This window comes from uncultured Aquimarina sp., assembly GCF_947500065.1.
In the GTDB taxonomy this organism is placed as follows: Bacteria; Bacteroidota; Bacteroidia; order Flavobacteriales; family Flavobacteriaceae; genus Aquimarina.
Genome location: NZ_CANMQT010000017.1, coordinates 14,365 through 27,325, shown reverse-complemented (window position 1 = coordinate 27,325; position 12,961 = coordinate 14,365). Strand labels below are relative to the sequence as shown.

The following is a 12,961-nucleotide window of genomic DNA, read 5'->3' as shown; positions in this document are numbered from 1 at the left end:
CAGAAGAACAGATGAATACTAAATATATATACCTTATACTCACACTTTTCATAACACTTCCTGCTGTTGCTCAGTTAGGTGGTGCTAGAGATGGTGGACTTATTGGATCTGATGGAGATAAAGTAAAATTCTACAGAGATGCTGATGGAGATGGCTATGGAAATAATAATACCTTAAGCCTGGATATTAAATATGCTCCTACGGCTGGATATGTTTCCAATCATACCGACTGTGATGATACCAAAGCCAGTATAAATCCAGGGATTACCTGGTATCGTGATAGCGATGGAGATGGTTATGGGACTAATTCAATAACCAAAAAACAATGTTATCAACCCTCAGGTTATGTAAGTGCTGGAGGCGATTATAATGATGGTAATGCATTGATTACTAATATTGCTCCTCGTAATTTCTATAGAGATGCTGATGGAGATAGTTATGGAGATTATAGTGTTAAAACATATCGTAGTGTAAGACCTAACGGATATGTAACTAATAATAAAGATTGTAATGATAGTAATGCATCCCTTAATTTATTAAAAACCTGGTACCGAGATAGTGATGGCGATGGCTATGGTAGTGAATATCTTGGATCTATTGTTATAGGACAAGCACCTAGACAATCTTGTGCGCAACCTAGCGGATATGTACTGAACAAATTGGATTGTAATGATAGTAATGCTGCCATCCGTCCAAATACAGTTTGGTATCGAGATGCCGATGGAGATGGATATGGGATTGCCAGTAGCACCAAAACAGGATGTTCTGTAGGACTTGGATATGTGTTAAATAAGCTAGATTGCAATGACAGCAATGCTTCACTAAATCCTAATACGGTTTGGTATCGAGATGCTGATAATGATGGATGGGGAAATAAGAATGTAACCAAAAAGCAATGTTCTAGACCCAGTGGATATGTAAGTAATGATGATGATTACAACGATGGTACTAATCTGATCACTAATATCGCTCCTCGTAATTTTTATAGAGATGCAGACAATGATTCCTTCGGGCATCCTACCAACAAAACCTATCGTAGTACTCGTCCAAATGGTTATGTAACAAATAGCAGCGATTGTAATGATAATAGCGCAGCTATTAACCCAAACACTTTTTGGTACCGTGATGCTGATGGAGATGGGTTTGGTAACTCTTCGGTAACCAAAAAACAATGTACACAACCTAGCGGTTATGTATTAAATGATGACGATCTTAACGATAGTAATAGTTTGATTACTACCATAACCCCAATGCATTTTTATAGAGATGCAGACAACGATACTTTCGGAAACCCTGCTAACAGTAAATACCAGAGTATACAACCAAGCGGATATGTAGTCAATAGTAGTGATTGTAATGATAACGATTCCTCTCTAAACCCAAATACTCGTTGGTATCGTGATGCTGATAATGATGGATGGGGAAATGCCTCAGTACTAAAAAAACAATGCATACAGCCTAGTGGATATGTGCGTAATGATGACGATTATGATGATAACAATAATCTGATTACCAATATCGCACCCAGAACCTTTTATGCAGATTCAGATCTAGATACTTATGGTAATCCTTCGGCAAGTATTTATCGTAGTGTACAACCTGGTAGCTATGTTACTAATAACAGCGATTGTAATGACAATGATGCAGCGATCAATCCCAATACCAAATGGTATCGTGATGCGGATGCAGATGGCTGGGGAAATGCTTCGATAGTCAAAACCCAATGTGTACAACCTTCAGGTTATGTGCGTAATGATGATGATAACGATGATAGCAATAACTTAATAACCAATATCACTCCTAGTAATTTCTATCGGGATGCTGATCAGGATACCTTTGGTACTAATACGGATAAAAAATATCAAAGCGAACAACCTAGCGGTTTTGTAACCAATAATAGAGATTGTGATGATAGTAATGCTTCCATCAACCCCAATACGGTATGGTATGTAGACAATGATGGAGACGGTTGGGGAAATAGGTTAGTTACCAAAACCCAATGTACGCAACCTGCAGGATATGTAGAAAATAATACGGATGTTGATGATACGACAAGTCTGATAACCAATCTAACCCCAAGTACTTTTTATAAAGATACAGATAATGATGGTTTTGGTGAACCAGACAATACCATACTGGCTAGTTTACAACCGGTAGGTTATGTAGGTAACTCATTAGATCAATGTCCTGATGAGATGGGTAATTATGGAGGATGTATATCAAGACCCTATAATAATGTAGTTTTTAGCGATGAGAACTATGTTTTTACTAGAGCATATCAAGCTCCTATGCAGTCCTCATCAGCTATTAAATATGATAAAGATGTTATAGAGAGTATTACCTATTTTGATGGTTTAGGTCGAGCGAAACAACAAATAGGAATCAATGCATCTGCGACATCGTCCAATACCATAAACAATGAATTACCAATGGATTGGGCAGAAGGATCTGGAAGTACAGCATTTTTTAATCAAAATGGAGCTACAGCAGAGAATCATAGAATTCGGGACGTAGATCCTCGTGGAGAACGCTCACTTGTTTGGCGATGTGGTAATGATGAATATAATAATGCAGATGGAGGTTGGAACACCGATTACTTTGCTGTAGATAAAAATGTAGGATATCGGTATAGTGTTTGGGTAAAAAGAACAGGATCTCAGAATGGAGCTACCTATCACGGTACCCAAAATGTAAACAACCTAAGTGGTACTGCCAATAACAATCCATATTTCTGGGCGAGTGATCTTCCAGAGCTAGATACTTGGTATATGGTTGTTGGAGTAATACATCCATATCAATATGGTGGCGATAATACAGGAGTTAGTGGAGTTTATGATATTAATGGTACAAAAGTATTAAATGGTCACGAGTTTAAATGGAGAGATAATACGACCACTTCGCGATTCAGAAGTTATTTATACTATAGTACTGATGTACGAACGCGTCAATATTTTTGGAAACCATTAGTACAAAAACTGGATGGCACGGAAACTAGCCTGAAAGAGATGTTTGCAAGTCTGAATCAAAACCCTAAGGATATTGTTACCCATATCGAGTACGATGCGCTGGGAAGGCAAGCAATAAATAGATTACCCTATGTATCAAAAGGGACTTCAGGCACATACAATGTTGTAGATATCTCAAACGATATCAATGCTTATTACTTAAAGAAATACAACCAAGATTTTACAGGAGTTACCAAACCAGAAGAAGTAAATCCGTTCTCAGAAACTATTTTTGAAACTTCTCCGTTAGGTAGAACGCTAGAGCAAGCTGCACCAGGTACTAGTTGGAAATATGATGCTAACAATGTAGCATTAATAGGAGCACAATATAAGCCGATGCCTCGGAGTTACTATGGTTTTACTAATAAACAATGGTACATCAACTATTTCTTTGACCCTGATAAAGATCAACCAGAAGAAGGATATGATAATGATCGATCTCCTAAAGCAGAAGTGTTGATCGATCATAACAATATACTTACATTTACGGTGGTAGGCACCATAAATAGTGTCGGGTTAGGAGAACCAGAGGCTACTACACTGATCCTTGGAGATATTGATAATGTAAGAACTGCCCAACCACTGAAAGAAGTAGATTTGGGGAACCTGATCGATGGTAATGGACAGACAACAAGCTATCACCTAAGAATTATCAATAATACATTTGTATTAACATCTGATACCGGACAGTCAGAAATCATATCATCTCTAAATACTACTATTACCGTAGATTTAAATGAACCCGTGTTAGAAGATTATAATGAAAAGATTTCCTTAAACAAAACGATTAAGTTTGATTATAAAACCAATGGTACTAATGAAGTAGTTAATTTTGATATTGCAGGAACTGCTACTACCGTAAGTTTGGTGAAAACAGGATTTTACACAGTCAATACATTATTTAAAAATATAATTAGAGATGAAAATTGGCAACTAGGGCAAACTTATCCTAAGGATTATACAACGGAGGAGTTCAAAGATAAATCAGGAAGAGTAATCCTAAAAAGAACATACAATACCGGAGTAGCGCACGATACATATTATGTGTACGACAAACTAGGTAACCTAACCTTTGTGTTGCCTCCTAAAGTAACTCTTAATGATGGTGTTTCTTCAAATGAGCTCAATGAGCTCTGTTATCAATATAAGTACGATAGTAGAAATCGATTGGTAGAAAAGAAAATCCCGGGTAAAGGATGGGAGTATATAGTTTATAATAAACTAGATCAACCAGTATTAACACAGGATGCTAATTTAAAGGCACAATCTGCCTGGTTATTTACTAAATATGATGCCCTAGGAAGAGTAGCTTATACAGGTACCCTTACAGATAATAGAGAACGTGATGTATTACAGCAAGAGGCTAATGACTTTACAAATGATCTTTGGGTAGAAAAAGGTAATGAACTGATGATCGGTGGTGTTGCCATGTATTATACCAATGGAGGATTTCCAAGCACGCAGAACAGTGAAGTACTGACGATCAATTACTATGATGATTATAATTTTGATATCCAGGGATTGATGAACCCAGGAACTGTATATGAGCAACCTGTAGATAACAGGACAAAATCACTGGCCACAGGATCCAAGGTAAAAGTATTAGGTACCAATGACTGGATTACTACCGTTACATATTATGATAGTAAAACAAGACCAATTTATCAGGCAAGTAAAAATGAGTATTTACATACAACAGATATTGTAGAAAGCAAACTTGATTTTACAGGTAGGATAGAACAATCTCGCACTACCCATACCAAAGATGCGAATGCACCAATAGTGACCATTGATACATTTACATATGATCATGTAGGTAGATTGATTGACCAAACTCAATCCGTGAACGGTCAAGAAGAACTGGTTGCAGAAAATCTGTATGATGAGCTAGGACAGTTAATCGCTAAAAAAGTAGGTGGTGGTCTTCAAACCGTAGATTATAAATATAACGTACGTGGATGGTTAACAGATATCAATGATGTTAATAACATCGGTGATGATTTGTTTAGTTTTAGGATCAATTATAATACACCAACGCAGAATCTGGGAGCAGCCCCATTATTTAATGGTAATATTAGTGAGACGATCTGGAAAACGGCCAATGACAATACCAAGCGTGCCTATGGATATCAATATGATGCCTTAAACAGAATAAAAAGGGCGGATCATAGTGATCAAAATTACAATGCTTCTTATGCGTATGATAAAAACGGAAACCTTACATTTTTAGAGCGCGATATCTATAGTAATTTTCTGGGTGAAAAAGATAGAATAGAATATAGCTATCAATATCAAGGCAATCAATTGACAGAGTTACGTACCTATCAGGAAGAATTTGATGATCATACAACCAGAAATTACCAATATGATACCAATGGGAATATGAAAATTGATATCAGAAATTATACGGGTAACACCCGAGGCGGAGGAGTTAGGAATATAGATTATAATCATCTGAACCTGCCAACAGCGGTTGCGGTTAATAATTATTATACTGCCGATCCATACGAATATAATGACACGGCAGATGGAAATATTACTTATATTTACGATGCCACTGGAGCGAAACTTAAAAAGATCGTAACAGAGGGAAGTTCTTTAATAGAAACGGAATATGCTGGTAATTATATCTATAAGAATGGAATATTAGAGTTTATGAACCATCCTGAAGGATATATAGAACCATCCAGTAGTAGCTTGAGCGGAGCCGAAAGCTATGATTATGTATACCAACTTAAAGATCACTTAGGCAACATCAGGCTTAGTTTTTCTGATAAAGATAAGGATGGGAAGATAGATGTGCTGAGAAATAATGCCGATGTAGATGGTGATGGAGATAATGTACACGAAATCTTAGAAGAGAAGAATTATTATCCTTTCGGGTTACAACATAAAGGGTATAATAATATGATTGTCGGTACTGAAAATAACCACAAAGAATATCAAGGGCAAGAATACACAGAAGATCTTGATTTGAACATTCATGAATGGACATTCAGATTCAGTGATCCATCGATTGGTAGATTTTGGCAAATAGATCCATTAGCAGAGGATTACAATTATCAATCACCATATAATTTTTCAGAAAATAGAGTAATTGATGCGGTTGAATTAGAAGGATTAGAAAAAGTACTTGTAATAGATATTGATGAAAGACCACAGGATAATGGAACTTCAGGAACTACTTATACTGGTGAGATTTATGTTTTAAATGAAGAAACTGGTAACATAAATGGCCCATATGAAGCAAGTAGTTATCCAAATTCTAAATCAAATTCTGATAATTCCACATCCTATAATACGTTAAATGAAGGAGAGCATATTTATAATAATGCTAGTGGTCATAGCGAAGGAACGGAAAAAGGTCTAAATATTGTTAATGAAAATGGGGATCGAGTGGCTGAAGGAACCGATCCAAATGCCAATGATGTTGAAATGACTGTAGTAAATGTACACGACGGACAAAGTGATAATGGAAATTATAATAGTAGAGGATCCGCGGGTTGCATAACCTGTAATCCGGATGTTGCTGATGATTTATGGTCCAATTTTAATTGGACAACTTCAACAACCGGAGACTCTTCTGGAACAATAAAAGTTGTAAGAGGAAATGCAACTGAAAGAACGAATGCTGTTAAATGGTTAAAAGGAGAAGGCAGTATAATTAAGACTAAGAATTTTCATGCTCAAAAAGCTAAACAAAGAAAACTAGAACTAAAAGGACATTTTTAATCATGACACAAAAATTAATATTTTTTTCTTTTCTATTTATTTTTTCTTGTAAACAAGAACCAAAAATTAATCAAATAGAAAAGCCTAAAGTCGAAAATGAAAAGAAAGTAGAAGAGATTTTAAACGGTAATAAAAAGTGTGATATCAAGAAAGTAGTTTCTTTGAAGAATGAATTACCAAATGCTTCCAAAAAATCAATAGAAACATTTTTGTCAACTGTATCAGTTGATTGTAAAAATAATGTGGAATTTAGTCAGTTTTCAAATGAAGTTTTGTTTGAAGTACTATATTCAAAACCAATGGATGTTATATCTATTATGGAAAAAGAGAATATAATTGACAAAAATGAAATTTATAGAATGCTTGAAAACCCTATTAATGATGTTGTTAACTTAAAAAAAATGATAGATAATATTAATAAACTTGAAGTTCAAAATACGAATAAAACGATAATTTTAGAAGCACTACAAAAAGCTTTGGATAAATACTAAACCCGATCGCTCAGATATGATAGCGCAGATTTGCAATCTGTGGGGCGAATGAGTAAGCAGTAAGAGCTTGTCTGCCAACAGGTAGATGCTAAATAAAAGTAAAAAGTCAGTTACAATGATTTGTAGCTGACTTTTTGTTTTATAAAGGATTATGTTCTTATTAAAGAAAAATGGGTTTCCCCGCTCCCGCTAGTCTGTGACTAGTGGCGTCAGAGATTGGTGGGTAAAAGTAAGAAATAAATAAGAAGCAAAAAGCTGTACTGTATTGTATGGCTTTTTGTATTTTGTTATGATTCCCTCGCTAGCGCGAGCGTATCGCTCGTGCCGATACAGATTGAGTCGAGTTAGACTATTTAATAAAAAAGATTTTTTTCACTTAGAATAACAAACAAGAAAAGCTATGGTTATAATATCATAGCTTTTCTTTATTTTAGAGTTATGAGTAGAAAGTACAAATTTCATAATAAATCTGGACTTTATTTTATCAGCTTTGCGACGGTTTATTGGATTGATGTTTTTACCGCTCTTCGAAGAGTGATGCTCTGCGAATGTCTCCTGACTTCGTAGCGGTAAGAGTAAGAAAATAAATATTGATAAACAGTCATCTAGCAATAGGTGGCTGTTTTTTTATGCGATAGATTTAAGAATATACTTTTTTACCTTTATGATATCCGATAGCCATATCAATCAGGTCATATATTTTAGTTTTTTCTTCTTCGGAAAAACTCTCGATATCTTTTATTTTTTGTAATAGTTTTTTATCTATAACAGTATCATCACCACCCATAAGAAAATCAATAGTTACCCTCGCTAGCGCGAGCGTATCGCTCGTGCCGATACTGAGTAAAATATCTAAATAGGAAAAAGGATTTTTATTTAGAATAACAAACAAGAAAAGCTGTGGTTGTGATATCATAGCTTTTCTTTATTTTGGTATTATGAGTAGAAAGTATAAATTTCATAACAAATCTGGACTTTATTTTGTGAGTTTTGCTACCGTTTATTGGATTGATGTTTTTACTAGAGAAAAGTACTTATCAATATTATCTGAAAGCATAAGTTATTGTAGAAAAACAAAGAAAAATAGATTCTATAAAATCTGCGAATGGAATAAATTATTTAAAGATGTAGCGAAATTTCAAACAACTTATATTATAAAGAATCCAGGGAAGGCTGTAAATAAAAGTTTTAAGAATGCCTTGTCGGGAGAAAATTAAAAGCCTAAAAATGAAGGATATTAAAAAAAACATATGTGTAGTAATTATTAGTGTTATTGCTTTAGTTTCATGTAACGAAGAGAATAATAAGGAAGAAAAATTGATAAAAAACTTTGATGAGATAGGTGTTATATTAATGGGGAAAAACGATACAGTTAAAATTAACAATAAAAACGAGATTGAAAAAATTGTTAATTTTATGAATCAAGGAGAGTTGTACCCTTCCAAGATATCATTCAAATATTGCCTTTACTCTTGTTTAAAAGATTCATGTGATAGAATTGGTCTTAAAAAGAATAAACTAAGTTTTAGAGGAAAAAATTATTTACTTAAAATAGATTTAGAAGAGTATTTAGAAAAGGAAATTTTAAACTAGAATGAACCCCAGCTCCCGCTAGTCTGTGACTAGTGACTACAAAGATTGACGAGTAAAAATAATAAATAAGAAAAAGAAAGCTATGGTTGATATCATAGCTTTTCTTTATTTTATTAAAAAGAGTAAGTATTCTCAAGACAATTCGTGACAAGAACAATGAGTGTTTGCTAGGATCGGGTTTCGACTATGTGGATATTGAGCTAAGTCGAAATACAGTCCTTTAAATAGATTACGTCCCGAACCCTAGCGGAGCCGACGGGTGCTGTATAATCTATTACCGTACCCTAGACATAAAAGCTTTATTTCCTATCAATTACTTATAGCTAAACAAGGAGAATACTAACATTTGGTTTGTATTGTTTATAACAAAAACAAGATTGTAAACTATTTTTTGTTTTTTTAACACTTTATTTTGTTAAGGATCAGTACATTGTATTTTATAACACAAATCAAAGTACAATTAACGCTATGGGGATAGCATCATCGTGATTTTTACAGCATATATAGACGTTTGTTTATGATAGTACCATAAACAAAGGTGTTTTTTTGTATGCAATAGTTTCGTAAAAGTTACATGTACCTTGTACATGACCAACAAAAAAGTAATCAATGACATTGCAAAAAAACCTTTTGGGGCTGGTTTTTTTCTTTTTTTTGAATCCAACATTTTCTCAACAAAAGCAATTAGCAATAGCTAATAATATTCCAGATGAGTATGCTTTTGCAGAAACAGCCAATGTAAATTTTATTACAGCTACTGATGTAGCTACAGTATCAACCGTGTCTTATGATCAAGAAGAACCGGAAGTCTATGACTTTCTCTCTGAGCGATCTATATCCACAAATTCCGCAAATTCCACAAATAATGCGTTTACAAATTTTATAGTAGAATCATTACCAATCAATTCTAAAAACTCTGACTATGCACCTAGTTTTTATAAAGGAGAACTGGTATTTGCGTCTTCTCGTAATAGCAAGTCTGTATCCGTAATCCTTCAGCAAGACACCAATGAGCCTTTTTCGGATTTGTATATGACAGGCAAAAATATTCCTGATAAAGGGGTGTCAAAACTAAAAGGTATGATTAATACTAAGTTTAATGAATCTTCTGCAACCTTTAGTCCGGATCAAAAAACGGTATATTTTACAAGGAATAATTATTCAAAAAGAAAGTTTAAAAGAAATTCTGATGGATATGTTTCATTAAAAATATATAAAGCAAATTATAGTAACGGGAAATGGAAAAACATAGAGGAATTGCCTTTTAGTAGTGATGAGTACTCTATAGCAAATCCAGCATTATCGCCAGATGGTAGATTTATGTATTTTGCGAGTGATATGCCAGGAAGTTATGGGCAATCTGATCTTTATGTAGTAAAAATTTTTGAGGACGGTACTTATGGTACCCCACAAAATTTGGGTGATAAGATTAATTCTCCAGGGAGAGAGACTTTTCCATATATTAGTGATAGAGGTACCTTGTTTTTTGCCAGTGATGGACATGTAGGTCTTGGAGGTTTGGATATTTTTATGGTATTACCTAATAGAACAACTGGCTGGTCGATTTATAATTTGGGAGCTCCTATAAACAGTGAGAAAGACGATTTTACGTTTATCATTAACGAGGAAAATAACACAGGATATTTTGCTAGTAATCGAATCAATGGAAAAGGTGGAGACGATATTTACGGATGTAAATTACTAGTTCCTTTGTTAGATTATCGAGATAATACACCTGCGATCAAAAGAAAGATAGAAAGGCATATGGATATAAAACCTATTACAGAAGAAATTACTGCTTTTTGATAAACGGCTACTACAAGATGAAATAAATGTTAATTAAATTTTTAATAGGGGTATTTTTCTGTTAAAGGTTATTAATTAACACACCGTGATTTGATAAACATAATATCTTAATGTCATTAACCTTAAATGATATATTATGTTACACAACATTTCAAAAATTAACGGTATTAAGTTGATAAACAAATCTTTGCAGAAAGATATTAAGGGAGGATTTCATTTTGATGGAGAATACGGCCAATGTTTAACGCCTAATTCTTTTTTCTGTGGAGTTCCTGATCATATATGTTGTAATGGTTTTTGTGTGCTACCTTCGCACGCAGCTTGTAATTTTTAATAAAGAATTCAGTAAAGCGAACCTTGGTTCGCTTTACTTTTGATTTTATATTGCTCTTCTTTTTAGAAAACTAATACTTACTGTAATGACTTTTTCAATTCTTGTATTTTGATATTGATTTTTTGATCTTTATTAAAATCCAAAGAGCGTTCATAATACGTTATAGCTTCAGATGTGTTTTTGGTAACTGCTAGTTTATTAGCCAAACTTATATATGTATCAGCTTCCTTGGGAAATAATAAGGTATTAAACTTTAGTACCGCTAAAGCTTCTTTTTCCTTACCAGCAAAGAACAATACATTGGCATACGTATTTAATTCATATAAATTTTTTGAAATAGTACGCAGTTCTTTAACCAAGCTTTCAGAATTTTCAGATAGGTAATCCGTTTCATGCGTTGTAATAATCGTATTTATTTTAGTTACCGTAGGGTAGTTAGGTGTGTATTTTCCGGATAATATATCGCTAATATCTTCTTCAATAGTTTTTTTTGGAGACTCTACAATACGATTTACTTCTTTACCATCTTTATAGAAAATAAAGGTAGGAACTTTGTGTATGTTTAATCCTTCATGTTCGCCACCTACACTTTGTTTATAGTGTTCACGGTCAGCTTCTACTGCTATAGTCGTTAATCGATTTAAAGGGAAGTTGCTAGCATTTAATACCTTATAAAATTTCGGAACCTCTCTTTTACTATCTCCGCACCAAGTGCCTAAAAAAGCTTTTATGGTATATGTCTGTAAATTGGTTTTGATATTAGCAGTAACCTCTTTGTTAGGGGTATAAGCGTCATAGTTTTTAGAAAACCAAGTCTGATAAGGAGTTGTATTTAGTTTTTGGAAATTTATTTTTCCTGTAAGATTAGGTGTGCCTTTCGTGTTCGTTATTTCTTGATTAAAGCTTTGTGCAAATGTGGTAGCACCAATACTTAAAAAGATGAATAGCAGTAGTGTTTTTTTCATTAGTATAGAATGATAAGGTTAAGAATTTTCAGAAAGAAACTTAATTTCAACCTGAGGAGTATATATAGATTTATAAGACTCAGGCAGCAATAATAGCCAGAGTTCGGTATTAAATATTCTGTTATTTAATGTTTTACTATCTAAAGGAGTTCCTTCTCCTTTGGGAGAAGGTTAGGATGAGGGGATATTCATAATAAAAGCCCTCACCTTAATCCTCTCCTAGAGGGAGAGGAAACAAGAAACCCATAATTACAAGTAATTAGACATTACCTACATCTTTTTTTATATCGAACTCAGGTTGTGGAAATAGCGTGTTATATTTCCGTTTTTATTTACTTAAAGGAATACCACTTGTAGTATTTTTAGTCTTAGGAGTTACCATAGCCTTAATTTTTAGTATTTGCTTTCCTGCGGCGGTATTTGTTGTGATGGTCACTTGTTTGTTTTGTGCGTTAGGCTTTCCATTGGTATTAAAAGTCACTAACATTTCTTCAGTCATACCAGGAGCAATTGGTTCTTTGGGCCAATTAGAAACTGTACAACCGCAACTCCCTTTAGCATTTACAATAACCAATGGAGCATTACCTGTATTAGTAAATGAAAAGGTATGCTTCAGGATATCACCTTCTGTAACTGTACCAAAATCAAATACAGTTTCTTCAAAAGTCATTAATGGAACTGCATTTTTTTCTGCAGAATTCAGATCATTCTTCATTGCGACTGCTGTAGAAGAACTATTTTTAGTTTGATTGTTACAAGATAGTAGAGTACAAGAGAGTATTACTAGTGTTATTATGGATGTAATCTTTGTTTTCATGTTTTAAAATGTTTTAGTTACTATTAATTTTTTTTGAATTTCGATTCAGGATCAAAACTCTGGACATGTGAGTGAAAAAACAATGAAAACGAGGTTGAAAAAGGGACTAGACCCCCGATGGAATTTTAAATGTAAGCGTGAAAAGCCAATGAAATCAGCAGTTGATTGTTCTGAAGCTACTTAAAGAAAAAACGTGTGGTCGAATGATTTTTCGTAGA

8 protein-coding genes and 2 pseudogenes are annotated in these 12,961 nt (G+C 33.9%); 7 read left to right on the top strand and 3 right to left on the bottom strand.

The features are described 5' to 3' along the window. Nucleotides 1-11 precede the first annotated feature (11 nt). From Q0975_RS26600 to Q0975_RS26590, 3 genes and pseudogenes are all read left to right on the top strand, one after another. A complete protein-coding gene (locus Q0975_RS26600) occupies nt 12-6,737 on the top strand; it encodes a DUF6443 domain-containing protein (RefSeq protein ID WP_299443396.1) in 6,726 nt (2,241 codons plus the stop codon). A 2-nt stretch (nt 6,738-6,739) separates the two neighbouring features. Beyond that, nucleotides 6,740-7,228 (top strand): hypothetical protein, encoded by a 489-nt coding sequence (locus tag Q0975_RS26595; RefSeq protein ID WP_299443393.1) that lies wholly within the window; start codon nt 6,740-6,742, stop codon nt 7,226-7,228. 438 nt (nt 7,229-7,666) lie between these two features. Next, a pseudogene (locus Q0975_RS26590) lies at nt 7,667-7,750 on the top strand (transposase); the annotation flags it as partial. Between the two features lie 118 nt (nt 7,751-7,868). Here Q0975_RS26590 and Q0975_RS26585 read toward each other — a convergent pair. Further along, nucleotides 7,869-8,144 carry a hypothetical protein gene (locus tag Q0975_RS26585; RefSeq protein WP_299443390.1) on the bottom strand — a complete coding sequence of 92 codons (276 nt, stop codon included), beginning with the start codon at nt 8,142-8,144 and terminating at the stop codon, nt 7,869-7,871. A gap of 22 nt (nt 8,145-8,166) precedes the next feature. Here Q0975_RS26585 and Q0975_RS26580 point away from each other — a divergent pair. From Q0975_RS26580 to Q0975_RS26565, 4 genes and pseudogenes are all read left to right on the top strand, one after another. Further along, nucleotides 8,167-8,307 (top strand): annotated as a pseudogene (locus tag Q0975_RS26580) (transposase); the annotation flags it as partial. A 148-nt stretch (nt 8,308-8,455) separates the two neighbouring features. Further along, entirely contained in the window at nt 8,456-8,821 is a 366-nt protein-coding gene (locus Q0975_RS26575; protein WP_299443387.1) for a hypothetical protein, read from the top strand. Nucleotides 8,822-9,430: 609 nt separating this feature from the next. Continuing rightward, on the top strand, nt 9,431-10,627 hold the full coding sequence (locus Q0975_RS26570) for a hypothetical protein (protein ID WP_299443385.1): 1,197 nt from the start codon (nt 9,431-9,433) through the stop codon (nt 10,625-10,627). 136 nt (nt 10,628-10,763) lie between these two features. Next, a complete protein-coding gene (locus tag Q0975_RS26565) occupies nt 10,764-10,961 on the top strand; it encodes a hypothetical protein (protein ID WP_299443382.1) in 198 nt (65 codons plus the stop codon). 77 nt (nt 10,962-11,038) lie between these two features. On the opposite strand, the gene Q0975_RS26560 is transcribed toward Q0975_RS26565, so the two are convergent. Together Q0975_RS26560 and Q0975_RS26555 are read right to left on the bottom strand one after the other, a co-directional pair. Continuing rightward, a complete protein-coding gene (locus Q0975_RS26560; protein ID WP_299443379.1) occupies nt 11,039-11,926 on the bottom strand; it encodes a thioredoxin family protein in 888 nt (295 codons plus the stop codon). A 328-nt stretch (nt 11,927-12,254) separates the two neighbouring features. Further along, nucleotides 12,255-12,743: a DUF1573 domain-containing protein gene (locus Q0975_RS26555; RefSeq protein WP_299443376.1), complete on the bottom strand. Its 489-nt coding sequence runs from the start codon at nt 12,741-12,743 to the stop codon at nt 12,255-12,257. Nucleotides 12,744-12,961: the final 218 nt, after the last annotated feature.